The organism is Marinobacter sp. PE14, assembly GCF_053566155.1.
The window spans coordinates 749,359-775,102 of sequence record NZ_JBQXNY010000002.1 but is presented as its reverse complement, the minus strand read 5'-3'; the positions used below and the strand labels follow the sequence as shown (position 1 = coordinate 775,102).

General features: G+C 58.7%; 25 protein-coding genes. 3 read left to right on the top strand and 22 right to left on the bottom strand.

Annotation, left to right across the window (positions count from 1 at the left end; genetic code table 11):
* The 12 genes from vasI to tssB all read right to left on the bottom strand — a co-directional run bounded on the left by vasI (position 1) and on the right by tssB (position 14,349).
* On the bottom strand, positions 1–648 hold the full coding sequence (gene vasI, locus ACWJ62_RS09370; RefSeq protein WP_449285931.1) for a type VI secretion system-associated protein VasI: 648 nt from the start codon (positions 646–648) through the stop codon (positions 1–3).
* Positions 645–2,216, bottom strand: coding sequence for a sigma-54-dependent Fis family transcriptional regulator (locus tag ACWJ62_RS09365; RefSeq protein WP_449286172.1), 1,572 nt, complete (start codon positions 2,214–2,216; stop codon positions 645–647). Before ACWJ62_RS09365 ends, vasI begins: the two co-directional genes overlap by 4 nt.
* An 80-nt stretch (positions 2,217–2,296) precedes the next feature.
* Positions 2,297–4,930, bottom strand: a complete 2,634-nt coding sequence (gene tssH, locus ACWJ62_RS09360) for a type VI secretion system ATPase TssH (protein WP_449285930.1) — start codon at positions 4,928–4,930, stop codon at positions 2,297–2,299.
* 10 nt (positions 4,931–4,940) lie between these two features.
* Positions 4,941–5,768: a type IVB secretion system protein IcmH/DotU gene (gene icmH, locus ACWJ62_RS09355; RefSeq protein ID WP_449285929.1), complete on the bottom strand. Its 828-nt coding sequence runs from the start codon at positions 5,766–5,768 to the stop codon at positions 4,941–4,943.
* Positions 5,769–5,771: 3 nt separating this feature from the next.
* Positions 5,772–7,106: a type VI secretion system baseplate subunit TssK gene (gene tssK, locus ACWJ62_RS09350; RefSeq protein ID WP_449285928.1), complete on the bottom strand. Its 1,335-nt coding sequence runs from the start codon at positions 7,104–7,106 to the stop codon at positions 5,772–5,774.
* Complete coding sequence (gene tssJ, locus ACWJ62_RS09345; protein WP_449285927.1) at positions 7,106–7,639, bottom strand: type VI secretion system lipoprotein TssJ; 534 nt, start codon at positions 7,637–7,639, stop codon at positions 7,106–7,108. Before tssJ ends, tssK begins: the two co-directional genes overlap by 1 nt.
* Positions 7,636–8,952, bottom strand: coding sequence for a type VI secretion system-associated FHA domain protein TagH (tagH, locus tag ACWJ62_RS09340; protein ID WP_449285926.1), 1,317 nt, complete (start codon positions 8,950–8,952; stop codon positions 7,636–7,638). Before tagH ends, tssJ begins: the two co-directional genes overlap by 4 nt.
* Before the next feature lie 20 nt (positions 8,953–8,972).
* A complete protein-coding gene (gene tssG / locus ACWJ62_RS09335) occupies positions 8,973–9,989 on the bottom strand; it encodes a type VI secretion system baseplate subunit TssG (protein ID WP_064229632.1) in 1,017 nt (338 codons plus the stop codon).
* Positions 9,953–11,725 carry a type VI secretion system baseplate subunit TssF gene (gene tssF, locus ACWJ62_RS09330; RefSeq protein WP_449285925.1) on the bottom strand — a complete coding sequence of 591 codons (1,773 nt, stop codon included), beginning with the start codon at positions 11,723–11,725 and terminating at the stop codon, positions 9,953–9,955. Before tssF ends, tssG begins: the two co-directional genes overlap by 37 nt.
* Positions 11,726–11,871: 146 nt before the next feature.
* Positions 11,872–12,312, bottom strand: coding sequence for a type VI secretion system baseplate subunit TssE (gene tssE, locus ACWJ62_RS09325; protein ID WP_449285924.1), 441 nt, complete (start codon positions 12,310–12,312; stop codon positions 11,872–11,874).
* Positions 12,313–12,315: 3 nt separating this feature from the next.
* Positions 12,316–13,797 (bottom strand): type VI secretion system contractile sheath large subunit, encoded by a 1,482-nt coding sequence (gene tssC, locus ACWJ62_RS09320; protein ID WP_449285923.1) that lies wholly within the window; start codon positions 13,795–13,797, stop codon positions 12,316–12,318.
* A gap of 54 nt (positions 13,798–13,851) precedes the next feature.
* Complete coding sequence (gene tssB, locus ACWJ62_RS09315; protein WP_449285922.1) at positions 13,852–14,349, bottom strand: type VI secretion system contractile sheath small subunit; 498 nt, start codon at positions 14,347–14,349, stop codon at positions 13,852–13,854.
* A gap of 277 nt (positions 14,350–14,626) precedes the next feature.
* Between tssB and ACWJ62_RS09310 the strand changes: the two genes are divergently transcribed.
* Complete coding sequence (locus ACWJ62_RS09310) at positions 14,627–14,887, top strand: acyl-CoA-binding protein (protein WP_088558750.1); 261 nt, start codon at positions 14,627–14,629, stop codon at positions 14,885–14,887.
* A 133-nt stretch (positions 14,888–15,020) separates the two neighbouring features.
* On the top strand, positions 15,021–15,338 hold the full coding sequence (locus tag ACWJ62_RS09305; protein WP_449285921.1) for a site-specific integrase: 318 nt from the start codon (positions 15,021–15,023) through the stop codon (positions 15,336–15,338).
* Positions 15,339–15,347: 9 nt separating this feature from the next.
* Here the strand turns inward: ACWJ62_RS09305 and ACWJ62_RS09300 are convergent, their stop codons facing one another.
* The 3 genes from ACWJ62_RS09300 to ACWJ62_RS09290 form a co-directional block, all read right to left on the bottom strand.
* A complete protein-coding gene (locus tag ACWJ62_RS09300; protein WP_449285920.1) occupies positions 15,348–15,809 on the bottom strand; it encodes a hypothetical protein in 462 nt (153 codons plus the stop codon).
* Between the two features lie 111 nt (positions 15,810–15,920).
* A complete protein-coding gene (gene greB / locus ACWJ62_RS09295) occupies positions 15,921–16,436 on the bottom strand; it encodes a transcription elongation factor GreB (RefSeq protein WP_449285919.1) in 516 nt (171 codons plus the stop codon).
* Between the two features lie 160 nt (positions 16,437–16,596).
* Positions 16,597–18,183: a hypothetical protein gene (locus ACWJ62_RS09290; protein WP_449285918.1), complete on the bottom strand. Its 1,587-nt coding sequence runs from the start codon at positions 18,181–18,183 to the stop codon at positions 16,597–16,599.
* Positions 18,184–18,578: 395 nt separating this feature from the next.
* Between ACWJ62_RS09290 and ACWJ62_RS09285 the strand changes: the two genes are divergently transcribed.
* Entirely contained in the window at positions 18,579–18,860 is a 282-nt protein-coding gene (locus ACWJ62_RS09285; protein WP_449285917.1) for a hypothetical protein, read from the top strand.
* A gap of 17 nt (positions 18,861–18,877) precedes the next feature.
* On the opposite strand, the gene ACWJ62_RS09280 is transcribed toward ACWJ62_RS09285, so the two are convergent.
* From ACWJ62_RS09280 to ftsE, 7 genes are all read right to left on the bottom strand, one after another.
* Positions 18,878–20,344 (bottom strand): HAMP domain-containing sensor histidine kinase, encoded by a 1,467-nt coding sequence (locus tag ACWJ62_RS09280; protein ID WP_041645737.1) that lies wholly within the window; start codon positions 20,342–20,344, stop codon positions 18,878–18,880.
* On the bottom strand, positions 20,331–21,011 hold the full coding sequence (locus ACWJ62_RS09275) for a winged helix-turn-helix domain-containing protein (RefSeq protein ID WP_008175694.1): 681 nt from the start codon (positions 21,009–21,011) through the stop codon (positions 20,331–20,333). The genes ACWJ62_RS09280 and ACWJ62_RS09275 overlap by 14 nt, the downstream gene beginning before the upstream one ends.
* A 103-nt stretch (positions 21,012–21,114) precedes the next feature.
* Complete coding sequence (gene hyi, locus ACWJ62_RS09270; RefSeq protein WP_449285916.1) at positions 21,115–21,894, bottom strand: hydroxypyruvate isomerase; 780 nt, start codon at positions 21,892–21,894, stop codon at positions 21,115–21,117.
* 7 nt (positions 21,895–21,901) lie between these two features.
* On the bottom strand, positions 21,902–22,813 hold the full coding sequence (locus tag ACWJ62_RS09265) for an NAD(P)-dependent oxidoreductase (RefSeq protein ID WP_449285915.1): 912 nt from the start codon (positions 22,811–22,813) through the stop codon (positions 21,902–21,904).
* A 159-nt stretch (positions 22,814–22,972) separates the two neighbouring features.
* Positions 22,973–23,833, bottom strand: coding sequence for an RNA polymerase sigma factor RpoH (rpoH, locus tag ACWJ62_RS09260; protein ID WP_449285914.1), 861 nt, complete (start codon positions 23,831–23,833; stop codon positions 22,973–22,975).
* A 192-nt stretch (positions 23,834–24,025) separates the two neighbouring features.
* Positions 24,026–25,033: a permease-like cell division protein FtsX gene (gene ftsX, locus ACWJ62_RS09255; protein ID WP_449285913.1), complete on the bottom strand. Its 1,008-nt coding sequence runs from the start codon at positions 25,031–25,033 to the stop codon at positions 24,026–24,028.
* Positions 25,023–25,715, bottom strand: coding sequence for a cell division ATP-binding protein FtsE (gene ftsE, locus ACWJ62_RS09250; protein ID WP_449285912.1), 693 nt, complete (start codon positions 25,713–25,715; stop codon positions 25,023–25,025). Before ftsE ends, ftsX begins: the two co-directional genes overlap by 11 nt.
* Positions 25,716–25,744 lie beyond the last annotated feature (29 nt).

Sequence of the window (25,744 nt, the reverse complement as noted above, 5' to 3'; positions counted from 1 at the left end):
TTACCAGCCACAGGTCTCGCGAAGCGGTTCGATTGCCCGGCGGTATCCCGAGAGATCAAACAGCAGGCCATCAATACGGCTGTTGGGCGAGTCAATGCGGGCCTCTGTGCCGTCAATCATGGCTTTCACGGTACGAATGGCTGGCAGTCCCCGGCCGCCGCTGAGCACGAAACCGTTGTCCCGCACCCGCCAGGCGTTCTGTCGACGGCCAAACCCCAGTTGAACCCGCTCCTCTTCCATTGCCTCAGGCAGCATCAGTGTGAGTTCAGTGATGTTGTTGTGGCACTGAAGCGCCAGCAGAGGTCTGGGAGGTTGAACCCCCAGAGCCGGAACCGTAACCAGTTGGCCAGCTGCTCGTCCGGTGTTCCGGTAAAGCACGCCGGCACCGGCATTTTCTGAATCAAGGCTGGCGTAGGCCTGTCGCCATCGCTCGGATCGCCGGGCATCCGGGGCCGTGAGTTCCTCGCCGGATGCCGCCAGTGGCGTGCCAAAAACCTCGTCAAAGCAGGCCAGCCGTTCAAGTCGCTGGGGCTCACTGGTACAGAGGCGTGCATCCTCAAGCTGGCCAGCGCAGGCATTAGCGACCAGAAGAACCTGCACCACAGCTGACGCTACGCGACGTATTAGTCGCACTTTTCGGGGAATCATGAGTCAGTCACCTGGTACTTGAGGCACTTATGGGCCAGGGTTCGCTTTGGCAGGCCGAGGCTTTCCGCCGCCTGGGCCCGGTTGCCAGCGTACTGGCGCAGACGCTCGCGAATAATCGCCGCTTCAAAGGCCTGTGCGGCGGCCTTAAGATCCCGTATCTCTTCCACAGCGGGTAGATCAACGGGATTTCTGTCTCTGGCATCCCAGGGTGCGCTGGTCCAGCCATCGGACTCTTCAAACAGGTCATTGATCCTCAGAACTTCCGGCTGGATATCATCCCCGCCCGGGGTCTGCAGGCAGGCCAGTTCAATGATGTTGCGCAGCTCACGGACATTGCCCGGGAAGTCGTATCCGGCCAGCAGGTGAAGGGCGTGGCTGGAAATGCCCATGGGCCCGCTCCCTTCACGCTCGGTATACAGGCGGATAAAGTGACGGCTCAGGGCTTCGAGGTCCTCGGGGCGCTCCCGCAAGGGCGTCACCCGCAGCGGAAACTGGCTCAGGCGGTAAAACAGGTCCCGCCGGAAGCTGCCGTCTTCGATACCGGCCTGCAGCGGCTGGTGGGTGGCCGCTACCAGGCGAAAATCCGAATGCTGTTCCTCGCGGGCCCCCAGCGGGCGAAACTGTCGACTCTCCAGCACCCGGAGCAGTTTCGACTGCAGGGCCATGGGCATGTCGCCGATTTCATCCAGGAACAGGGTGCCGCCGTTGGCCTGTGCCAAAAGCCCCTGCTTGTCCTGGTCGGCGCCTGAGAACGCTCCCCTGGTATGCCCGAAAAGTTCGCTTTCCAGGAGGGTATCGGGAATCGCGGCGCAGTTGACCACCACCATCGGGCCTTCAGCCCGGTCGGACAGTTCATGGATACCGCGGGCGACCACATCCTTGCCACAGCCGGTTTCACCCTGCACCAAAACGGACAGCTGGCTGCCGGCGGCCCGGACGATCTGGGCCCGGAGGCTGGTCATGGCCTGGGAGTTGCCAACCAGGGTTCGGGCCAGTTGTTCGCACCGGGTGCGAACGGTTTCGGCGTCGTGCAGATGATCCAGTGACCGCTTGAGCAGGCGGCGTTGCCAGACCTGGTCGCGGCTCTGAAGCTGGGTAATCCATTGATGAACCAGCAGTTGCCGCAGGCCACAATACAGAGGCTGGCCGGTAATGCCGTCCCAGTCGGGTTCGTCCCGACACAGGACGAGCATCCCCAGGGTTCGGCCATCATTACCAGTGAGGGGCTCGAGCCACAGGGAACGCGGCCGGTCGCTGGCCTCAAACAGGGCCTGGAAGCCGACGTGGTCCAGGCGGTAGCTGGCGGCACGGGTAAGTTCCCGGGCTTTGCCGGTTTGCAGCACGTGGGCAAAGGGGTGGCTGAAGTCGCCGCAGTCGAATTCGCCCTGTTCGGCGAGGTCACTGCAGTGCAGGGTCCGGCCACTGAGGTCGAGTTCGAGTGCCCAGCAGCGGGTCAGGCCGAAGGCTTTTTCCAGCTGTCTTGTGGCGGTTTTCAGCAGATCCGGTAGGTTGTCCTGCTGGATCAGGGCCGCCGCCAGGTCGATGCCGGTGTGCAGTTCCATCTGCATCCGTCCCATGGTTCTCTTCCCTAAGATTTTTATGCTTTTGTGTTCGCCAACCGCACACCGTGCGGTTCTTTGGAGTGGCCCTAAACCACCATTCCCGTGAATCTGGCGTCTTCAACACCCAAGGTGACCTTTGTAACCGACTCCCTCGCTGCTAGTTTTTCCAGTAACGCTAATGAAACCGGCGGCAACAACTCACCCTCTATGATCGACTCAAGCATCCTTGCGCCGTTTTCGCTTCTTGTCGCACGGCTGCGGATGGCATCGATCAGGCCGTCCTGAAGTTCCACTTCGGTGTGGTAACGAGCCTTGATCTGGTCCGCCAAGCGCTGGAGTTTGTCGTCAACGATGCGGTTGAGGGTTTCCTCCCCCAGAGGCAGGTAGGGCACCACTTCCATTCTTGCCAGCAAGGCCGGTTTGAAGAAGCTGGCCAGTTCCGGGTAGAGGGCTTCGTCCAGGCTGGCCGGGGACTCGGCGTGGTTGACGATGGTCTGGTAGCCGAGGTTGGAGGTGAGGAAGAAGACGACGTTTTTGCAGTCGATCAATCGGCCTTCACCGTCAGCCAGTTCGCCTTTGTCGAACGCCTGGTAGAACAGGTTGAGGACTTCCGGATGGGCTTTTTCGACTTCGTCGAGCAAGACCACGGAGTAGGGTTTCTGGCGGATGGCTTCGGTGAGGATGCCGCCTTCGCCGAAGCCAACGTACCCGGGCGGTGAACCGATCAGGCGCGAGACGGTGTGTTTTTCCTGGTATTCGGACATATTGATGGTGGTGAGGAACTGGCGGCCGCCGTAGAGCAGTTCGGCCAGCTGTACCACGGTTTCGGTTTTGCCGACGCCGCTGGGACCTACCAGCAGGAACGCGCCCATGGGGCGGCCGGGCCGGCGCAGGTCGGCGCGGGCGGTGAGCAGGTGCTGGTGCAGGCAGTCGATGGCGGTGTCCTGGCCTTTGATGTGCTCCTGCAGATACGCCGGCAAGTGGGTGATTTTTTCCAGTTCGTCGGTGGTCATTCGATTGACCGGAATGCCGGTCCAGTCGGCGATGACTTCGGCCACCTGTCTGGCATCAACTCGGGCGTGTACCAGCGGCTCGTCGGCCTGGAGTTCAGTCAGTTCCTGCTCGATGGCGGCGGCTTCGCTTTTCAGGTCCGGTCGTTCTTCTGTATCCCCATCGGTCAATTCAGAGGTATCCGCTTCGGCCTGCGATTCGCCGGTGAGCAACTGTTCACGAATCTCCACCAGTCGTGCAACTAGCTCGCGCTGGTCGTTCCAGCGTTGCTCCAGGGCTGCGGATTCAGCAGTGATCCCGGCAATGCGCTGTTCCAGTTCCAGTTCCCGCTCGGCATCCACGGTCTGCCCCAGGGTGTGTTCCCGCCTCAGCAGGTTCTGTTCCATGGCCAGCTGATGAAGCTCGCTGCGGACGTGGCTCAGGCGTCTGGGCGGCATGCTCAGATTCAGGCTGGCCCGGGCGCAGGCGGTGTCCAGTACGTCGATGGCTTTGTCCGGGAGCTGACGGCCAGCAAGATAACGGGCGGACATGTCGGCGGCGGCTTTCAGGGCGCTGTCGGCGATCAGGACCTGATGGGCTTTTTCATAGACAGTGCGCAGGCCACGGAGGATGTGGACGGCTTCGCCGGGTGTGGGCTCATCCAGTGCCACCGGCTGGAAACGCCGGCTCAGGGCCGGGTCTTTTTCGAAGTATTTCTTGTACTCGCGCCAGGTGGTCGCGGCGATGGTGCGCAGCTCGCCCCGGGCCAGGGCCGGTTTCAGCAGATTGGCGGCGTCGGAACCACCCTCGCTGTTACCGGCGCCAATCAGGGTATGGGCTTCGTCAATAAACAGGATGATCGGAGTAGCGGAGCCTTTGACCGCTTCAATCACGCCTTTGAGGCGTTTCTCAAACTCGCCCTTAACAGATGCTCCCGCCTGCAGGGCACCCATGTCCAGGGTCCAGAGCTCGACGTTCTTGAGGCGGTCCGGGACGTCACCGTTGACGATGCGCAGAGCCAGGCCCTCCACCACGGCGCTTTTGCCCACACCAGCATCGCCCACCACAATAGGATTGTTCTTGCGGCGGCGGCAGAGGATGTCGATCATCTGGTCGATTTCGGCGTCACGGCAAACTACCGGGTCCAGCTTGTCTTCCCGAGCCAGCCCGGTGAAATCGGTAGCGTAGCGCTTGAGAGGGTGCAGATCCGCGCTTGCCAACGGTTGCCCGGGTTCGTGCTCGCTCGGTTCCAGCCGCTCTGCGGATCCGGCTGTGAACCGGTCAAATTGCTTGCGCAGCTGCTCACGGTTGATGTCCCCCAGTGCCTGTGCCACCCGGGGCATCAGGTAGCGGTCGGCATTCATCAGCAGGGCCAGGAATACGGCGCCGGAGCGCAGTTCGGCGTGGCCCAGTTCGGCGGAAGCCAGCAGCCAGGCATCCTGCATCAGTTCCACCAGCAGCGGCGAGAATGATGGATAGGGCTCGGCGCTTTGCGCCTCGCCGTTCAGGCTGTCGCCAACAAGCGGTTGCAGTTGCTGATAATCAATGCCGGTGTGCTCCAGAATCTGGCGCACGTCGGAGAACGGCGTTTCCAGCAGTTTGAACAGCAAATGGGCCGGAGTGATTTCCGCGCCCTGGCGGCTGATGCACAGGGCGGCGGAGGCTTCCAGCGCCTGGCGTGACATGTCGTTGAGGCGCCCAATCAGCGCCGGCAGTTCTACCCGAATCACGTTAATGTCCTTATTTCGGTAGTTGGTCGAGTACGCGCAATACGTCCGTGATGCGCTCGTTCAGTGCCATGTTATACAGGGAGTAGATGCCGGCCATGGCCGCCACAAACAGACCTGCAATGCCCCAGACGGGCATGCCGCTGCGCAACCGGTTCCGGGTTGGCGTTACGTTCGCCCCCGCATCCGCAAGAGGCGCCGGGTCCTGTTCCTCCTGCAACGCTTTCAGTTGCTCGTGCAGGCCACGGACAATCTGGTCGTATTCATCCCGGCCGTTTTCCATCACCTTGTACCGCCCTTCGAAACCCAGACAGAGACACAGATAGATAAACGACAGCATGTCGCGATAACGGGCCGGTTCCTGCTCCATCCGGGCAAGAATGGCAAAAACCTTTTCCCCACCCCAGGTCTCGTTGTGGAAGCGGGACAGCAGAGAGTGCTGAGACCATACACTATGGGCGCCCCAGTCGGTCCCCAGCACGGCCTCGTCGATGAAGGCGCAGAGGACATACCGATAGGCCACAACAACCGGCCGGTCGTAACCCCGCTCCACCAGTTCCCGGTCGATGGCAGCTATCTCATCCACCACCTGCTGGTAGAGGGTTTCCACCGCGCGATAATCTGCCAGCCTGCGTATCCTGATCACCAGACCTATCAAGGGTGTGGCGGCGTCAATCAGGCGGTTATGTTCCACCCCCCTGAGCTGGAACTGCTCGTCGACCTGGCCTTCCCTGTTACCCTCAGCTGCTCCCTGGCTGTCGGCAAAAATCAGATCACTGAACGCACTGCTGCCGGAATTCCTGCTGCCATTGGGTAAGTCCATTACCTGTGCATCTACCATGAGTTAGCTCCTGATTGCCCAGAACTGCATTTCCATGCCCGGGAAACTGCCGGCCACGTGGAAAGCGAAGCCGCTGGCGTTGTCGAGCATTTGCCAGGCCTGGCTCTGGTCGTCCAGGCGGAAGTACACGAAGCCGGCGTGGTACGGCAACTGCCGGGGTGCAACCGGTAACGGGGCGAGCGGAATCCCCGGCAGCTGAAGGCTGATGAGATCCCGGATTTTTTCCACCGAGGCCACCTTGCACTGCTGGGTGAACTGCTTGCGCAGATCGTCCAGCGGCATGTCGGCTTTGACCGCAAGAATGAATTCCGCATCCCGGACCAACTGGGCATCCTGGACCGGGGCCACGGTCAGGCCGTACTGGCGCTGCTGGAGCTGGATAGCCAGGGCCCTCGGTTCCAGCACCGTGCTCAAGGACTGCCGCAGAACCTGCATGAGCGGGGTAAAACAATCCTCTGGCAGATCGTGGTCGTAGGCCGGGTACTCCCTCGGCAAGCGTCCTTCATCGGTGAAGGTCACCAGCTCACCACACAGTTCGAGCAGGGCTTCGAACAGCCGTTCAGGATGCAACTGTCGCAGGCGGGCTAGATGCATGAACCTGGGATGGGCCCGATTCAGCATCTGCAGCAACATGAAATCTGCCACGTCGGCAACGCCGCCCTGCCCCGGTGCACCAACACGCTCGGCGATATTGCTTGCCCGTTCCCGCATCAGCCCCGCCATTTCACCGACAAATCTCTGCACCCTGGGTGCGGCTCGCACGCTCAGCATGGTGGGGATGAAGTTCGGATCCATTACCAGGCTACCATCCGGGCGCTTTTCGAGAATCCGGCCGATAGCCAGGGCCGCATAGGCGCTGCGATCTTCCCGCTCCAGCATCAGGCGGGGAGCCACGCGACCTACATCGATGGTATGGGCATCGCCGTCGATCGAATGCAGATCCCGGATTTCCCGGGAGTCGGCACGGAACCGGCCGGCCACGGGAGCGTCTGGCCATTCCACTTCCGCCAGGCTTTCACTGCCCAGCGGCAACGCCAGGTAAACGACCTGACTGGCCACTGTGGCATCCGTGATTTCCATCGGTTCAGGCATCACGTCGTCCTGGGGCAGGCTGAAGCGGGTGCCATCCGGGAACAGCCCGGATGCCCGAACCAGGCCAACCCGGCCGAAACTCAGGTACTCTGCATTCACTTCCAGGTCGCTGAAGCCATACAGATAATCGGAGATCGCGAGCGCCCTTTCATTGATCTGGTGTTCCAGATATCGCTGCTGTTGCTGGAAGTGTTGGGGCTTGATGAACAGGCCATCACTCCAGACGACTCGATTGGTTACCGCCATCAGGTGTCATCCGAATGCTTGAGTTGAACTTCCCGCTCCCGCAGGTTCACCAGCAGGTTGTAGCGGCCGCCGATTGGATCCACCTTCACCACCTTCTTCCACTGGGACAGGTTGGGGTAAGCGTAAAAGGCGATCACGCCGATAAATCGGGTGTCCTCTCCAATCTCGAAGGGTTCGATGAACTTGAACTGGCCCGGCACCAGCGAGTAATCGCTGTGGTCCACATAGTTCTGGCCCAGTGACGGCTCGAGGTCACTCAGCAGCTGGTCGAAATCCCCGGCCATCAATAGTGAGCTGTCGCGCATCTCGATGATCTGAAACGCAATGGGCGTGGGTGCCAGGGATTCATTCGGGTTTACATCCGGTTCGGCCACCATGGTCAGACCTACCCGGCTGGGCAGATCCTCCGGGTATCCCACCGGGATATCCGGGTCCCAGAGCACTTTTGCGGTTTTGGTGACCGCGTTATAGGGTGTGCTGCATCCGGCAAGCACGAATACGATGGCCAGCAAACTCCATTTGCAGGTCTTCACAACGGGTTCTCCCTCTGTAGTTGGCGCAGGTTCTGGTCGTAAGCCTGTTCGAACACTTCCTGGAACAGACGCTCGAATCCCTGCTGACGACTGGATTTCAACTCTCGGTAATAGTGCTGGTACATATCCCAGGCCCAGCTTCCCTCGTCCTCGTTCTGGCGCAGTCCCCGTCGGTAACCATGGAAACGACGCAGCAAGGCCTCGGGCGAAAAGGCATGCAGGATGGCCTCCAGCGCCTTGCTGATGGCCTCACGGGTTGCCTGCTGGTGATGATCCAGGCTCTGCAGACTCTCCCGCACCGCCGCCGGCGCCGACAGGTGAACCGGGCTACGATGGCTGGCGAACAGGGTCTGCACCGTATCTTCATAACCCTCACCCAACCGCAGAGGATTATCCTCAATGGGTTGCAGGCGGGTTCGCAGCGCCTGATGCCTGCTGTCTTCTCCCTGGTGCAGCGCCAACAACCCTTCCACGGTCGCCTTCAGAGTCTGCCCCGCTTCCTCCAGGAACAGACGCATCTCATCGCTGTCAGCAAAGTCCAGCCCGGCTTCCATACCCCGCAACAGGGGGGCACCACTGATGTGTTTGCTGCTCTGATCTGAAGCCTCCCGGCGAGCAGCGCTCTCTGCAATCTCAGACATCCTGTCTTTCCCTCCTTTGCGAGCGGGTAGGCCCATCGCTACGTCGCGGTTATCACGGTACTCATCCGAAACATGCCTTTCAGCGGCGCGCCAGCAGGTCTCACTGGCCATTAGCGCGTCAACATCCGACTTCTGTTCGTCCGGCTGCCCGTGCCAGGGCGCCAATGGGTCATCACTGGCTGCCTCCCCGGCTACCGGGGCAAGATTCTGCAACGGCTCCGGGTTCTCGGTCTGGCTGGTTAAGTCCTCGGCCCGCACCAGCGGCCCTTCATCGACATCAATCAGTTGCCCGGCCTGCTCTGCCTCACCGCTCTCAAGCAACGGTTCGCCAACCGCCTCCGCCAACTCCGCACGAAGTTGATAGCGGCCAATACTGACGGTATCGCCATGGTTCAGTCGTGCCCGACGCCCCCGGCCCACAGGCTGACTTGCGCTATTGATGTAGGTCCGGCCACTGCGATCAATCAGGCAGAAGCCGCCGTCCAGAAAACGGATCTCCGCGTGGCCGGGAACCGCACCCGTGCGCTGGGAGGATAACCGCCAGGTATCACTGGCTGCTGTACCGATAGAGCCGCCGCGAATGCTGAAACAGTGCTCGATGGTTGCACCACCGCCGGCAACGGTCGGATTGGTGACTGTCAGCTTGAGGCCCGCAGCCTGTTGTTCATCCATGAATGCCTTCCCTGCCGGGTTTACCGGCGAATCTGAATCCGGACCGCCGGTCGGCGCCGAGCCTTTTCCGGGGTCACGAAGGAATTCCAGCCCAGCCGCACATCTTCCCCCAGCTCCATGGGGCGGATGTCTTTCGGACGCATTTGAAGCTCCAGGTCGTAGGCCAGTTGCTCCCGTGTAGCGAACTCCACGAGTTTGACCAGGCGCTGATGGTCCTGGCCATTGGGCAGGAAATCCGCAAAGCGCTGTCGGCTGAGATTCCGCAACCGGAGCACGAATTTGCCACTGCGATCCCGAATGGCCGATCCCACCAATGTGTCGCTGCCCAGAGAGGCGTTGGCCTGGCCCAGTCGGGTCTGTTGATCATCGGCGATGGCCACCTTGCGCAGGACCCACTGCTCAATACTGACATCGTCCAGATCGAAGCAATGGGCAACGATGCCGCTCACCACCTCCGGCGACCGGCTGCGTCCGGCCATCAGGCCGGAATAGGCCAGCATCTTGGACCAGTTAACCGGTGTTGCCTCCCGCAACCGGCTGTCGCCGAGTCCGATCAGGGCAAAGATCAGTTCTGAAAAGCCGTCCGAGGCACCGGGTTGAAACCGAACGTAGTAGCGATACTTGCGCCACGCCCGGTGGAACAGCGTGACCAGGCGATGATTGAAAAAATCAAGAAAATGCCGCCGGATGCCCAGATTCTGCCCCGCTTCCCAGGCCAGATCCTCCAGGTAATAGCCCGGCAATGGCGACTGGGAGCCGTGCAACCCCAGAAAGCTGACTTCCATCTGATACGGGGCATGCTCGTGCTCCGGCGACAGCGCCGAAACCACATCGCTGCCGGGAAACCCAAGCCCCGCGGAGGCGGAAAAACGGATCCGTTCCTGGCGTGGTTGGTCGTCGCTGTTTCGCTCGAGATCATCCCCGTGGTGCCGGTGAATCAGGTCCACCAGCTGGAAAAAACTGTATCGCCGCGCATTGCCCAGAACGGGTTGCAGCTCGGCTACATCAGCGGCTGCTGACCTTGCTGTAACGTCCATGTGTACCGTTCCTGATTATCGGTGTTCACCACTTCCAGTTGGTGAAATGCGTTGATACTGGCGTAAAGAGCAAAGAACTGGCTGAGAACCGTGCCGAACAGGTAAAGATCACCCTCCGATGCAAAGGCCTGCTGGTCCAGTTTCAGTACCGAGCGGATCCCCCGCACCGGCAGGCCCTTGACCATCCGGTCAACCGGGGCCGTCTCGATACCGGTAATACCGGCCAGACGCTTCTGGGACACCCGCTCCGCCTGACGGTCCACCAGAGCCCGGAAATCATAGACCCGCAGCACCGTGCGCAGGGCATCCACGTCCAGCATGGACAGGTAATTGAGTGACAGATTCGAGATCAGCGTCCACAACAGGCTGCCGTCGAGAGTCGGCCGCAGGGTCGCGGTGGGCCGGGTAATGTTACTGAAGGTGGCAAACGCCGGCGTGCTCTCGGTCGCCATGCAGATTTCACCTACCGCCAGCTGGCTGGGCAACTGGCGGTTGGTGCAGGTCAGGGTCAGGGAAACCGCTTCCTGCCGGCTCAGGCACTCGGACTCGTCGCCCCGGACAAACGACATGTAATGATCAAAGCCGTCCCCGCGCACGCTGTCCCGGGCCCGGACCCGATAGTACAGGGCGGTACGCCCTCGGTCCCGTTCCACCTCATGCTGGAAACTCTCAAAGGCCGTGTAGATGCGGGGCTCACCGCGCCCGGACCGCCCCTCCAGCCAGCCTTCCACCTGCTCGATGCTGAACACCTCGTAGTGATCCGGGGAGCGGCTGGAAGGCGAAATCCGGTATTCGGTCTGGCGGCCGTTCAGGTCCACCGGCTCGCCCTCGTGGGTAAACAGGTTCACCGCAGGGGTGCAGTAGAGTTGGAAATTGTCCTCCCGCACTTTCGCATCCGGCGGCAATATCCGGTTGAAATGAAAACGCAGGCTGATTTCGTCCGCCTGCACCGCCGGCAGCCGACGGGCCAGGCCGTGGATGTCCACGAAACGGAAGGCCTCAGGGAAGCTGAGGTATTCCTGCAGGATGCGGTAGCCGGGGTAGGCGTTCTTGGGGTACGGCAGCAGAGCCTCATCGTTGCCAAAACCCACAGGCTGTAACAGCGAGGCAGGCAGGCGGTAAACGGCGTCGCCCACCACCAGATCGATGCGCTCCAGATAGTGGTTCAGCCAGAGAAACAGGGTGTCGGCGATATGGCTCTCGCCGCCCAGGTAAAAGCGCAGGCTGTCCATACCCAGTGACGACAGTGGCTGATCGGTGTGCAGCGCCAAGCCCACGGTCACTGAGGACACTTCCCGTGAGTGCTCAGCATGAGCCGCGGCAACGCTTACGGGAAATACGTCCACCGCCCGGCAGGTGCGGAACCGGCACTGGGTCTGGCGGGTTGCATCGCCCAGGGGCCGGCTCTTGATCTCGGTATGACGCTCTACCCGCTGGCGTTCACTGATGGCATGCAACTGCGGATCAAAGCGCATAATCGTGCAACTTGGGACCGGACGCAGGTAGTTCGGCCACAACATGTTCAGAAGCGAGTGGGTAATCTCCGGGAACTCGTCCTCGACCTTTTCCCGCAGCTTGCCGGTCAGGAAGGCAAAGCCCTCCAGCAGCCGTTCAACATCCGGATCGGTGCTCTGCTCGGACAGAAACCGGGTCAGCTGCGGATGGGCGTCCGCGAATTCCCGGCCCTGCAGCCTGAGAAAACTCAACTCGTCCCTGTAGAACCGATTTAACTTCATACAACTACCGCATCCTTGGGAGTATGAGACGGTCGGTATACTTTTCTTCCGGGAAAAAACAACTCGCTGCGCTCAGACATTTTTTTCCCTGCAGAAAAGCATCCCCACCGTCTCTCGCCATCCTTGGTGTTTGCTGATCCGTTTCGTTACACCACCTGGTAGTAACGTTTGTCATCCAATACTAAATCTATGGTTGTTTTGTCGTCATTTGCGCCGACATTCAGGTATACGGTCACCTGAAACCGCAATTGCAGCGGATCCGGGCCCTGGGGCAGATTGACGACGTCCACCCGCTTCACCCTCGGCTCAAACTTCTCAATGCACTGTCGGATCGCCCCGCGGATCTGAACGCTCAGATCGTGGGTACCGAGTGTGGCGTCGTTGAAGTCCAGTAGGCCCAGGTCCGGTACGCTGGCACTGTTGCCCGGGTGGGCGTTCAGCAACCGAACCAGGTGGCGCTTGATGGATTCAACAACGTGGGTGACCTCCCCCATGCTCTGGCCGGCCGGCTCGGCAGCCTGCTCCAGTCTCTCGAACAGGCTGCCGCTGCCGGCCTGCGATCCGTCGCTGGCCGGGTGCTGGTACACGGATTAATCCTTGTCCAGCCGGCCAACCAGTGACAGTTCGAAGTTGGCACCCATGTACTTGAAGTGGGGCCGAACCGCCAGGGACACCTGGTACCAGCCCGGATCGCCTTCCACGTCAGAGACGGTGACCTGTGCGGCGCGCAGGGGGCGACGACTGCGGACTTCAGCCGGCGGGTTTTCCTGGTCGGCCACGTACTGGCGTATCCAGGTGTTCAGCTCCCGCTCCAGGTCCTGGCGCTCCTTCCATGAGCCGATCTGTTCCCGCTGCAGGACCTTGATGTAGTGGGCCAGGCGGTTGACGATCATCATGTAAGGCAGCTGGGTACCCAGCTTGTAGTTGGTTTCCGCTTCCTTGCCTTCCTTGGTGTTGGGGAACTGCTTGGGTTTCTGCACCGAGTTGGCGGAGAAGAAGGCCGCATTATCGCTTCCCTTGCGCATGGTCAGGGCAATGAAGCCTTCGTCAGCCATTTCGTATTCGCGACGATCGGTGATCAGCACTTCGGTCGGGATCTTGGCTTCCAGCTGGCCGAAGGATTCGAACAGATGCACCGGCAGGTCGTCCACCGCACCGCCGCTTTGCGGGCCGATGATATTCGGGCACCAGCGGTACTTGGCGAAGCTTTCGGTCAGGCGGGTGGCCAGCAGGTAGGCCGTGTTGCCCCACAGGTAATGTTCGTGGTCCGCCGACACGTCTTCTTTGTAGTTGAAGCTGCGCACCGGGTTTTCGGTGGGATCGTAAGGTACCCGCAGGAGAAAGCGCGGTGAGGTGAGGCCCAGGTAGCGGGCGTCTTCAGACTCACGCAGGGAGCGCCATTTGGCGTACTTCGGACCTTCGAAAACCGCTTTCAGTTCCTTGATAGCGGGCAGTTCCTGGTAGCTGTCGACGCCGAAGAACGAGGGCGCAACGGAGGACAGGAACGGTGCGTGGGCCATGGCGCCCACGGAAGATACATACTGCAGCAGCTTCATGTCCGGTGTGGACGGGGTAAACGCGTAGTTACCGACAACCGCGCCAACCGGCTCTCCGCCAAACTGGCCATATTCTGTCGAGTAAATGTGCTGGTAGAAGCCCGTCTGGGTTACGTCGGGGGCGAACTCGAAGTCTTCCAGCAACTCGGTCTTGGTGGCGTGAAGGATATCCACCTTGATGTTTTCACGAAAGTCCGTGCGGTCCACCATCAGCTTCAGGCCACGCCAGGAAGATTCCAGTTCCTGCAGTTTTGGCGCATGCAGGATCTCATCCATCTGCGCGCTGATTTTGCGATCCAGCTCAACCACCATCTGGTCAACGAGAGCCTTATTGACCGGCTGGCCTTTTTCATCGCTTTTCAGCAGATTGGCGATAAACGTTGCCACGCCCTTGCGGGCCACATCGTAACCCTCATCCGCCGGCGCCATGCGACTGTTGGCCATGACCTGGTCCAGCAGAGAGCCTTGTGCAACGGACTCGGAGGCAGCAGATTGCTGCACAGTAGTATCAGACATACCACATCCTTTTAGTACGTGTTGAAAAGTTGAAAGTCGTTAACGAGCGTTCGCTTACTCGTCGCTGTCGGTGGCCAGTTCCAGTTCGGCCAGCAGCTTGTCCCGGGCGTCGTCGTTGTCCAGCAGTTCCTGGAGCTTGGAGCGGAACGACGGTACGTTACCCAATGGGCCTTTCAGGGCCACCAGGGCTTCCCGCAGTTCAATCAGCTTGTTCAGCTCCGGAACCTGACGGGCAACGCTGTCGGGGGAGAAATCATCAAGGGTCTGGAATTCCAGGTTTACCGGCAGTTCGTCGGCTTCCTCATCCAGCTTGTTGGTTACGGTGGTAGAAAGGGTCAGGCCGGCTTCCTTCATGACTGAACGGAAGTTGTTCTTGTCGACGGAAATGGCCTTGCGATCTTCGATGGGGGTTTCTTCGGCGTGTCCCTTGAAATCGCCAACAACGAACATCTTCAGCGGCAACTCGGTTTCTGCCTGCTGATCTCCGGTGGCGGGGACATACTTGATATTGATGCGCTCTTTAGGCGCGACGGAACCGTCTTTTGAAGACATGCGCTTGCTCCCTGTGCAAATCATTTGCAATTGTTCAATCCCTTGTACGCGCCCTCCTGGCACGCAACGGGCAAAACTCTACACAGATCATATGCCTTTCTCAAGCAAAAACTGGCCAGCATTTTTCCGGAATGTGCGCCCGGGCAAGCTTTTGCCAGAATGCCCGGGATTTGCTTTCCGCCGCTGGCCTACGAAGATTCAGTCAATGACGGAGCCGGTGGCTGTGGCTATACTCGCCCAACAAACAGGACCAAAGTAAAACCATACGGAGTTCAACATGAGTGACCTGAAAACCCGCTTCGAAGAAGCTGTCAACTACATTCAGACTGCCGAGGGCGACTTCAAACCGTCCAACGAAATGAAACTGGAGTTCTATGCCCTCTACAAGCAGGCCACCGAGGGCGATGTCTCCGGCAAGCGCCCGGGCATGATGGATTTTGTCGGCCGCGCCAAGTTTGATGCCTGGGAAAAGGCCAAGGGCATGTCGAGCGATGAGGCCATGCAGAAGTACATCGACAAGCTTGAAGCCCTGAAATAGACGGTTTTCCCGCCCAGACTCTGGTCGAAAAATGACCAGAGTCAATCTTCCTGAATTTTGCTTTGCGCTCGTAAATGGCTTGTCATAAGATGCGCGCAAAATAACAACACCAATTCATCAGGAAGAGTTATTTATGGACATCAGCGAGGCGCTGGAACAATCCCAGCCAGGCCTTGTGGACCGGGTCAAGGACGCTATCCACAAGCACAAGCTCAATCAACGCTCAGAGCAAACCTACCTTCACTGGATCACCCGATTCGTGCTGTTTAGCGAACTGAAAGATCCGGATGCGCTTGCCAATGAAGACCGCCAGCGGTTTCTGGAGTACCTGAACGATCGTATGCGGGTATCCCGGGCGCGGTTCAATCAGGCCAGCCAGGCCCTGACGTTTTTCTATGAAGATGTACTGGGCAAGACGTCTGTCGAAGGTAACGGCTGCGCTGCTGCCTGATATCCTGCCTCAGCGCTCATTCATATTGATGTTAAGCGCGTCGTAGGTGCGGTTCTCGGGTGGACGGATCACGTAGTTGTTGCTGTGGGTCTGCCCGGGAATGGATTTCGGATTGCTAAACCGGAACTCCACCGGAATCTGTGATCGGCCAAGGTCCGTGCGGCTATCTCCGGGTCGAAGGCCGAGGGGATCCAGGTAGAAGTCGTCTTCAACCCGGGGTTTGAGCGGTACACCCGCAGCCGGTGCCGCAAGGCCACCCTCGATAACGGTATTGGCCAGCGTCTCTTCCTCCATGGAATTCAGCTGGATGGTGTGGATGGTTGAGCGCTCTTCGTACTGGAAAGCACTGTCCTGCGTGTCGCTCTGCGCAACGGCCACTCCGGCAGAAAATGCCGCAGCCAAAAGCCCAGCCAGGACCAGCACCGTGTTTCCCCTGCTCTGAACGTTCCCCGCTTCTCCACGCATACCCATGGCATTTACCTCGGCAGACGATCCTGTCTGCGACCAGTTGTGACAAATTTTGATCAGTTTATCGACAAATCACACAACCTGCCCGGGCACTCGCCAATTTTGTGACATCATTCACTTGTCGTCAGCGGGTTCCTGATAGCGGATACCAACCACGAACACCGACTTCCAGCCTTCCGGGGTTCGAACGCTCACTTCGTCATCCAGGCGCTTGCCAATCAGCGCCCGGGCGAGCGGTGAGTTGATGCTGAGGTAGCCCTTGCTCAAATCGAATTCGTCTGCGCCGACCAGGCGATAGGTCTGTTCGGCGCCCTCTTCGTCTTCCACTGTTACCCAGGCTCCAAAAAACACCTTGCCACGGTCATCCGGCAAGCGGTCAACAACAATCAGCTCTTCCAGACGTTTGCTCAGGAAGCGCACCCGACGGTCGATTTCCCGTAACTGTTTCTTGCCGTAAATGTACTCGGCGTTCTCGGATCGATCACCAAGGGCGGCAGCTTCCCGCACGGCCTGAGTCACTTCCGGGCGCTTTACCTTCCAGAGATACTGCAGTTCATCACGCAAGGCCCGCTCGCCTTCCGGAGTGATGTATCTGGGGCGTGGGCCGCCATTACCGGGAACCTGGGTCATTGGTCTCGCAACGTCCTCTGCCAGTTGGGAATCAGAAATTGGAAGGGCATAAAAAAACCCCGTAAAAACGGGGTAAGGCTAGCGCTGTGCTGTAGGTAGAAGCAAGCAACAAATAGCGGCCCATTAGGGCCGCCATCTGCTGTTGGTCTAACACAAGCGATTAATTGGTGCCTTGTGTGCCATCATCACGAGCATTGAACTCGTCAAGCACTGATCGAATTAATGCTTCGGACTGGGACCGCAGCAACAAGAACTCAAAATCGTTGCTGTCGGGTTTCCAATCCCAGATCAACTGCAAATCGCCTGCAGTGCGGTACGGAGCATAAACATGCAAATCGCTCTCGTCGTTTGGAGCCGGATCGTCCACCAAAGTAATCACTTCATCATCGGTGCAGATGTAACCGGTGAGGTTACATAGCTCGTAGTTGCCCCATGTGGTGGATACATTCAATGTCGGATCGTTTATGTCTTCAAGTACAACGGTTCCCGAAAACAGCTCGCCATAGACATCACTTACTACGGAATCAGTTACCGTGTAGTCGCTGCTATAAACCAAAGGCTCTATAACACCTTGAGCGGTATCGTCGTCCGAAAAGGTATAAACCACATCACTTGGCCCGCCACGGTAATCGCCGGCGTCCTTGATGAATGGATTATTGTCCACCCATAGAAGCTCCCCATTAGACTTGATCATGAGAAACATTTTATAAGTGAACGAAGCACCCTCAGGCTTCGAACGCTCTTCGGAAAAACGGTACAGCATTTCAAAAGTGTCCGCTTCGGAGAACGTCAGTTCGAGTTGGCCGCTTTCACTTACAGAAAACGTTGAATCCTGAACGCAGGCTTCGGTCGGCGGCTGAATAGTCGCCTCTTTAAGGAAACTCATTACCTCGGACTCAAGGCAGAATGCATTCGCATCATTCGCGTTACCGAAGCGGAAGTAAAACTGTTCGTTGTCGCCAGCATCATCGAAGCGATAAGCAGTCCAACTTTCCTCGCTGCGGAGGAACTCTTCAGTAAATGCCAGTGCAGTTGAAGGGGCTTCCACGACAGCACCTGAACCGCTGTCATCCAACTCGACTTCCACCAGATCCGGATCTTCCCCAGAGGTAATAGCGCTTTCAATCGCTGTTTTTGCGTCGCCTAGCGAGGACTCAATAGCCGACTCCTCAACATTGTTCTGTTTCAGTTCAGTTACGACGAACCGCGCCAATGCATGAATGACCTCAGCGGCCTCCTTTGATTGGGCATCATTTTTGAGGGCAATGTAGTCACCGGAAACAATAGACTCATCCACACCCAAGCTGGCTGCCAAATCGGCCAGTGAGGTGCCGCTCTTTTTAGCGAGATGAGTAAAAGGAGTGATAACGGTGGAGCCTGCATCGGCGCCCATAATAAAGGTCGTGTCGACAATACCGCTGTCCAGGTCCCGCGTCTGACCGGCCACAGCTCGAACCAACAGATCGTTATCGACATATTGATTATCAACACTGATCTTGCCTTGCGCATCCGTAGTGCCGATCGCTCCAGCGCTCAGCTCTGAATTATCAAGAACGGCATTTGAATTGGCATCAACATAGATCTCTGCGTTGGCCAGGTAACCATCGATCGCGGTAACCGAAAAGGATTCTGTGCCTCCTCCGCCAGCACCGGCATCAGAAGATGAGCCACCGCCACCACAGCCGGCAAGCGTTACTACAGCAGCCGATGCAATCGCAACGGACAGTTTACGCTTTGAATAAAACATGCTTACTCCTTAGCAATTATGATTAAAAAGCAACCAACCTCCTAATAAGGGTGCTAATTGCTCGGAGCAAGAGTAGTTGATCCCCTATCCCATCGACACTAGCTGTTTGAATATATGACATTTTTTTATATTTGGAAGGGCATAAAAAAACCCCGTAAAAACGGGGTAAGGCTAGCGCTGTGCTGGAGGGAGAAGCAAGCAACAAATCTGCAGGCTTCCAAAGCTACAGTTTCAATTATGCACAGCATGGATTACACCGGCGTGGCCGAGGAATTACGTTTTGGTCAGGGAAACTACGAACGCCGGCCCCGGGAATTAGGTTGCAGACTCTAGGTTCGGAGCATAGCGTAGCGCTTATATTCTTTTCGAACGTTTCCATTCTCGGAGAAAACAACATGAATACACAGAAGCTGCTGAACATGGCACTTAATGGCGTGGATGCTATTGGTTACCGGCTCGACCAGTACGGAATTACTGGCAGGGTCAATCGGCACAACATTGCGGCTTTTCTCGCGGCCGAGCAGAGGCATCTGGAAGGTGAGTGGGACAGCATTCAGGTGCGGGTAAACCGTCGCCGCTCCCAGGTGGAAAAGATTACCCACGAGATCGAGTCCCGCAGGGATGCGCTGATTGGCCCCGTGATGACACGCATCAACCGTTTCCGCGCCAGTCAGTAAGTATTTACGCCGGTGGATCAAGAGGCGGTTCGGGTTTCCCCGGCCGCTGAATCCGTCGGCTGCTCGGCCTGGGCCGCGCGAATGCGCTTGCGGGCTTCGGTGTAGGCGGGAATCTTCACCGCCACGGTAAGCCCCGGCGATTCCTCCCCGGGATGCGTATCACTGAGGACGATCCGGCCCTGGTGAATCTCTGCAACAGCGCTCACAAGGCTCAGACCCAAACCATTTCCCGGTAGCGAACGGCTCTTGCCTACCCGGTAAAACCGCTGGAAGACCTGGTCTTTCTCGGCATCGGGGATACCGATTCCACTATCCCGAACTTCAAACACCGCATCGGCACCCTCGCGCCGAACAGATACGCCTATAACGCCATGCTCCGGCGTATATTTGATAGCGTTATCAATCAGATTGCTGACCATCTGGAACAGAAGATCGCGGTCGCCCTCGATCATCACTCCGCTTTCCAGGCCCTGCTCGAACGACTGGTCTTTGTCCTCAGCCAAGGCCTCATAGAGCTCACAGGCATCGGTGACCAACTCATCCAGCGGCACAGGTTTCATGTCGGCGGTATTACCCCGGGTTTCCAGCCGCGCGATGCGCAACAACGCGTTGAAGGTGGCCAGCAGCTGATCGGCCTCCGCCACGGCGCGGCCGGCCTGCTCCCTCGCCTCGTCGTTATCCACCGACATCAGGGTGTTTTCCAGCTGGTTGCGGAGTCGGGTCAGGGGCGTGCGCAAATCGTGGGCAATACTGTCGGAAACGTGCCGGATGCCCTCCATCAGATACACAATCCGGTCCAGCATCTGGTTCAGGTTTTCCGCCAGCTGGTCGAAATCATCGTCGGTGCCACGGGTTGGTATGCGCAGGGAAAGGTGGCCGTTCATGATCCGACGTGAGGTGTTGTTGATAACCTCGATACGCCGGGTCGTACTGCGGCTCATCAGGAAGCCACCAAGCAGCGCAAGGGCAAGGGTGATACCCATACCCCAATTGATGGCGGTTTCAATCACCCGCTTGAGGTTGGTGAGTTCGTCGACATCCCGCCCGACCAGCAGGCGCAAACCGCCCTGAACCTCAAAAATCCGGGCACGGGCGAGTCGTTCGGGCCCGGTCCAGCCGACGGATTCGTTCAGGGTGAAGTTGATCCAGCCGCTCTCTGACCGGCTGCCTTCCGGCCAGGTCTCTATATTGCCGGCCAGCTTCAGGAAGTCGTCGGTGGTCAGCAAATAGATGGATTTGGCGTTGGGGTCGCGGGCAACACGCTCACGGATAATGGTGATGAGGCCATTTACGCCCCGGCCACGATACTGCTCCGCCAGACCGGCGATTTCCGCTTCAATGGTTTCGTCGGTCTGGGCGGTCATGAAGCCCGCCGTACGCCAGTAGATAAAGGCCAGTAACAGAAATACCGAGGTGGCGAACACCACCATGTACAGCAGGGCTAGCTGGAAGGACGAGGTCCTGAGCTGGCTAAGCAGTTTCACGTAACATGTACCCTGCACCCCGGATGGTCTGCAGTAAGGGTGTATCGAATTCCTTATCGATCTTGGCTCGCAGCCGGCTGATGTGTACGTCGATAACGTTGGTCTGGGGATCGAAATGGTAATCCCAGACTTTCTCCAGCAACATGGTCCGGGTGACCACCTGGCCGGCATTACGCATCAGGTACTCCAGCAGACGGAACTCCCGGGGCTGGACATCAATATTCTGGCCGGCCCGCTTTACCGTGCGTGCGAGCAGATCCATTTCGAGATCGGCGACCCGCAGTACGGTCTCGGTTTCCGCCGACTGCCGATTTCTGCGCACCAGGGATTCGATACGGGCCAACAATTCGGTGAACGAGAACGGCTTGGTGAGGTAGTCATCGCCGCCGCCACGCAAACCTTCCACGCGGTCGTCCACATCACCCAGGGCGCTTAGAATCAGAACCGGCACCTGGTTTCCGGTCGCACGCACGGTTTTGATAATGGACAGACCGTCCATTCCCGGCAGCATGCGATCTACAATCATGATGTCGTAATCCTCGCTGGCCGCCATCATCATGCCTTCCTTGCCATCGGCTGCATGGTCGACCACGAAGTCGGATTCCTTCAGCCCTTTGACAAGATAATTTGCAACGTCCTGATCGTCTTCGATTACCAGCGCTTTCACCGGCTCTCCTCCCGATAGCGGATTACAGTAACGACAAGGGTACGAAGAAGTTGGCAACCCGGCCAGTTACGATCTTGTAAGAGGGTGTCGCCAATGGCGACGGTCAGGCTTTCCCTGGAAACCAGCCCAGACTGTCACCGGTCGCCCCGGTAGGCCGGTATTCCGCGCTTACCCAGCCGTCATATCCCATGGCATCGATGGCCGCAAAAACATTCGAAAAGTTAATCTCCCCCGTGCCGGGTTCGTGTCGCCCCGGGTTGTCCGCAAACTGAATGTGGCCGATCCAGGGCAAAAGACACTCCATGGAGCGCACCAGATCCCCTTCCATGATTTGCATATGGTAAAGGTCGTACTGCAGGCGCACGTTGTCGGCGTCGATTTCCTCGATCAGTGCGAGCACCTTGCCGGAGGTATCCAGTACGAAGCCCGGCATATCCACGCGCGAGTTAATGGCTTCCAGGCACAGGGTGATACCCTCGTCAGCCAGCTTGCCCGCTGCCCAGGCGACATTACTCACCAGCGTCTGCCAGGCAATGTCATCGGCAACGTTCGCCGGCTTCAGCCCCGCAAGGCAGTTCAGCTGCCGGCAGCCAAGGGCCTTGGCATAGTCGATCGCCTGATCCACGCCGGCCTGGAACTCCTCAACCCGGTCCGGGAGGCAGGCGATGCCCCGTTCACCGGCGTCCCAGTTACCGGGCGGCAGATTGAACAGTACCTGAGTCAGCTGGTTATCGCTCAGCATCTGGCCGAGTCGCTCTTTGGGGTAGGCATAGGGGAACAGGTATTCCACGCCTTCAAAACCCGCGGCCCGGGCCATGGCGAAGCGCTCGGGAAAGTCCACTTCCGTGAACAGCATGGACAGATTGGCAGCAAAACGGGGCATGGCGTGTTTACTCCTTCGGTCCGCGGCCAAGGGAGCCAAGCAGGGCACCGTTCAGATGCTCCAGCTCCAGCAACAGGCCACTGTGGTCGACATCACTGTGGCCATTGGCCACCAGCGACAGGTATTCGTTGTGCGTCTGTTGAGCCAGGGGCAGGGTCAACCCTTCCGCACGGGCCTCATCCAGAATCATCCGCATGTCCTTTAGCTGGATCCGAGCCGGCGCGCCGGGTGCAAACTCCCGGTCGATCATCCGCTGGCCGTGCAGCTCCAGAATCCGGCTACCGGCAAACCCGCCCAGCAACGCTTCCCGCACAGCCGCAGGATCGGCACCGCCTTTCGCCGCCAGCAAAAGCGCCTCGGACACAGCACCAATGGTGATACCAACAATAGCCTGATTGGCCAGCTTCGCCAGTTGCCCCGCGCCAACAGGACCAATCCGCGTGCACTTGCCGAGCGCCTCGAACACCGGTCGGGCGCGATCCACATCCGCTTCCGAGCCACCCGCCATGATACTCAAGCGGGCTTCAGCCGCGCCCACAGTCCCCCCGGACACCGGCGCATCCACATAGCCAGCGCCCTGCTCTGCAACCAACTCGCCATGCCGCCGGGCCACGGAAGGTTGAATTGAACTCATATCAATCACCAGCGCGCCCGGCTTCAGGGCATCAATCGCGCCCTGGGCGACCAGCACCTGCTCCACCACATCGCTGTTCTCCAGCATGGTGATCACCACATCGGCATTGGCAACGGCCTCCGCCGGGGATTCGGCGATCACCGCCTCAGAGGCAAACGGCTCGCACTTGCTGGACGTGCGGTTCCACAGAGTCATTGGAAAACCAGCGTTCAGGAGGTTACTGGTCATGGGCGCGCCCATCAGGCCGATGCCGAGAAATGCGATATGGGGTTTAGTCGAGGTCATGGTTAGCTGGCCTTACTCAAAAGGAGCGTGTTTTGGGAGGCGCCACCCAAACGCGTCTTCCACAAAAGTTAGATAGCCGATTATACAAACAAAAACGCCACCAACCGGAACCGGTGGTGGCGTTTTAAGGTGCCTAGTCCTTGGAGTCTAGCCGATAAATCAGGCTGCCTCAGACATCTGCATGCGAATCTTCTTCATCGCATTCTTCTCTAGCTGTCGGATACGCTCGGCCGAGACGCCGTACCTGTCGGCCAACTCATGCAGAGTCGACTTGCTTTCGGACAACCAGCGCTCCCGGAGAATATCCTGGCTGCGCTCATCCAACTGCCCCAGAGCCTGCATCAGCCGACCATTGGAATCGTCGGACCAATCCGCGTTTTCAAGCTGGGTCGCCGGGTTACTGCGAGCGTCTTCCAGATAGTACGCAGGCGCCTGATAGGCGTTGTCGTCATCGTCGTCTTGGGGACCGTCAAAGGCGGTATCCTGAGACGCCAGCCGGCCTTCCATCTCGCGGACAACTCTGGGCTCGACACCCAGATCCTCGGCAACTGCATTCAATTCATCGTGGCTGAGCCACGCAAGCTTCTTCTTCTGGCTGCGAAGGTTAAAGAACAGCTTGCGCTGGGCCTTGGTGGTGGCCACCTTCACAATGCGCCAGTTGCGCAGAATAAACTCGTGAATCTCTGCTTTGATCCAGTGCACCGCGAAAGACACCAGCCGCACACCGTACTCCGGATTGAAGCGTTTGACCGCTTTCATCAAGCCAACGTTGCCTTCCTGGATCAGGTCCGCCTGAGCCAGACCATAACCCGAATAGCTCCGGGCAATGTGAATCACAAAGCGAAGGTGAGACATAACCAGATGACGGGCGGCTTCCACATCGCCCTCATAGTGTAACCGTTCAGCCAGGTCCCGCTCTTCATCCACTGTGAGAACCGGAATGCGGCTCGCAGCCTGAATGTAAGACTCGAGATTCTGACCCGGAACCAGTCTGTCAACCAGTTGTAAACTCGTACCCATGCTCTAGCCTCCGAACCCAACGGCCCATAAATATATCAATTACTATTTAGACCGCCAAGAACCCTGAAAGTTCCCAAAATCTCCAGTAAAACGTTTCAAATCAACTATCTGGAAATTTCACTGTGGCTTTACTGGCTTTTAACCTACGCCAATAGAAGCTGTTTCTTCAATACGGTTTTACCGCTATCCGGATCACCCACCTCCGGCAATATCACCCGGCTCCATGTCATCCAGGTGACGCTTCACCGCGACCCAAGCGCCCAGCCAGCCTAGCAGCATCGCAACAATTATCAACGCCAGCGCACCATCAAACTGCAAGCCGTCGAGCGAAAAATCACTCCGGTACAGTCCCGCCAGCCGCTCTATGGGCCCGCTGAGCCACCACAGAGACAGTTGCAATAGAATTAGCGCCACAACACCACCACCAAGCCCGAACCAGGCGCCGGTGTACAGAAAGGGTCTGCGAACAAAACTGTCTGTTCCGCCCACTAGTTTCGCAACCAGAATTTCGTCACGGCGGCTCTCAATCGACAGACGCACTGTGTTGCCGATCACCAGCACAACCGCAGCAGCCAGCAGGATCGCCAACGCCCAGACGGCACGGGCCAGCAGGTCGGTCATGGCATTGAGACGCTGCAACCACCCCAGATCCACCTGAACTCGCTCTACGCCCTCCATACCCTCGATAAACCGCACCAGTCCCTCAACACCCTCCGTTGAGCGGGCTCCTTCCTCAGGAGTAATCAGCAGTGTGTGCGGCAGCGGGTTGTCTTCGAGATAATCCAGTGCATCCTCCAGACCCGATGAGGCCCGGAACTCTGCCAGCGCCTGGTCCCGATCAACCAGCTCGACGCCGGCCACCCGGCCGTCTCCGGCAATGTCATTGCTCAACACCCGCGCCCGCTCAAGCGGCACATCCAGCTCGATGTAGGCGGTCACCCGGGCACTGCTCTCCCAACCCGCGCTAACGCCTTGAAGGCTGGTAAGCAACAACAGCAATGCCACCGGTAAAGCCAGGGCAACCCCCATTACTGTCCAGGTCATCAGGCTGGCCACCGGATTACGCCAAAGACGGCGAGCGCTATCCTCGGCAACCTTGCGATGATGGGTGACATAACTTTCAGCCTGCTCGCGCCAGGGCGAACGGGCTTTGTTGGCACCCCGTGCAGGTTGTGGCTTTTTGCGCGGATCAGCGGCCACTGGCACCTCCGCCGATGACCGAGGCGCCGCCGGTAACCAGACGGCCATGATCCAGTTTCAGCGTTCGCCGCCCCATCTCGTTGATCAGGGCAATATCGTGGGTTGCTATCAATACGGTCACGCCCACCTGACTGAACTGCCCGAACAGATTCATGATGTCGGAAGACAGAGCCGGGTCCAGGTTACCCGTCGGCTCATCCGCCAGCAGTACCGGGGGTTTGTTAACCACTGCCCTGGCAATACCCACGCGCTGCTGCTCCCCGCCGGACAGCTGCATCGGGTTCATCTTTTCCTTCTGCAGCAAACCCACCTTGTCCAGGGCAGCTCGCACACGGCGGCCCGTGTCTCTGGGGGAGGCGCCCATGACTTCCAGTGGCATGGCGACGTTGTCGAACACCGTGCGATCAAACAGCAGTTGGTGGTTCTGGAAGACCACGCCAATGTGGCGACGAACGTAGGGAATCTGGCGGCGGGGCAAACGGTTCAGAACCTGTCCCCCAACTACCACTTCGCCGGCACTGGGGCGCTCCATGACCATGATCAGCTTCAGCAGGGTACTCTTGCCGGCGCCGGAATGGCCGGTCAGGAACGCCAGCTCGCCACGTTCCAGGCCAAAGTTGACCTGTCGCAGAGCGGTGTGATCACTGTCGTAACGCTTGGTGACCTGGCGAAACTCAATCATCGGCGGCTTCCGCGCGGCTGGATTCCGGG

Excerpts from the sequence above, each read along its gene's own strand:
- vasI (WP_449285931.1), bottom strand. The coding sequence starts at position 648 with ATGATTCCCCGAAAAGTGCGACTAATACGTCGCGTAGCGTCAGCTGTG.
- ACWJ62_RS09365 (WP_449286172.1), bottom strand. The coding sequence starts at position 2,216 with ATGCAGATGGAACTGCACACCGGCATCGACCTGGCGGCGGCCCTGATC.
- icmH (WP_449285929.1), bottom strand. The coding sequence starts at position 5,768 with ATGGTAGATGCACAGGTAATGGACTTACCCAATGGCAGCAGGAATTCC.
- tssK (WP_449285928.1), bottom strand. The coding sequence starts at position 7,106 with ATGGCGGTAACCAATCGAGTCGTCTGGAGTGATGGCCTGTTCATCAAG.
- tagH (WP_449285926.1), bottom strand. The coding sequence starts at position 8,952 with ATGGATGAACAACAGGCTGCGGGCCTCAAGCTGACAGTCACCAATCCG.
- tssG (WP_064229632.1), bottom strand. The coding sequence starts at position 9,989 with ATGGACGTTACAGCAAGGTCAGCAGCCGCTGATGTAGCCGAGCTGCAA.
- tssF (WP_449285925.1), bottom strand. The coding sequence starts at position 11,725 with ATGAAGTTAAATCGGTTCTACAGGGACGAGTTGAGTTTTCTCAGGCTG.
- tssC (WP_449285923.1), bottom strand. The coding sequence starts at position 13,797 with ATGTCTGATACTACTGTGCAGCAATCTGCTGCCTCCGAGTCCGTTGCA.
- tssB (WP_449285922.1), bottom strand. The coding sequence starts at position 14,349 with ATGTCTTCAAAAGACGGTTCCGTCGCGCCTAAAGAGCGCATCAATATC.
- ACWJ62_RS09310 (WP_088558750.1), top strand. The coding sequence starts at position 14,627 with ATGAGTGACCTGAAAACCCGCTTCGAAGAAGCTGTCAACTACATTCAG.
- ACWJ62_RS09305 (WP_449285921.1), top strand. The coding sequence starts at position 15,021 with ATGGACATCAGCGAGGCGCTGGAACAATCCCAGCCAGGCCTTGTGGAC.
- ACWJ62_RS09300 (WP_449285920.1), bottom strand. The coding sequence starts at position 15,809 with ATGGGTATGCGTGGAGAAGCGGGGAACGTTCAGAGCAGGGGAAACACG.
- greB (WP_449285919.1), bottom strand. The coding sequence starts at position 16,436 with ATGACCCAGGTTCCCGGTAATGGCGGCCCACGCCCCAGATACATCACT.
- ACWJ62_RS09290 (WP_449285918.1), bottom strand. The coding sequence starts at position 18,183 with ATGTTTTATTCAAAGCGTAAACTGTCCGTTGCGATTGCATCGGCTGCT.
- ACWJ62_RS09285 (WP_449285917.1), top strand. The coding sequence starts at position 18,579 with ATGAATACACAGAAGCTGCTGAACATGGCACTTAATGGCGTGGATGCT.
- hyi (WP_449285916.1), bottom strand. The coding sequence starts at position 21,894 with ATGCCCCGTTTTGCTGCCAATCTGTCCATGCTGTTCACGGAAGTGGAC.
- ACWJ62_RS09265 (WP_449285915.1), bottom strand. The coding sequence starts at position 22,813 with ATGACCTCGACTAAACCCCATATCGCATTTCTCGGCATCGGCCTGATG.
- rpoH (WP_449285914.1), bottom strand. The coding sequence starts at position 23,833 with ATGGGTACGAGTTTACAACTGGTTGACAGACTGGTTCCGGGTCAGAAT.
- ftsE (WP_449285912.1), bottom strand. The coding sequence starts at position 25,715 with ATGATTGAGTTTCGCCAGGTCACCAAGCGTTACGACAGTGATCACACC.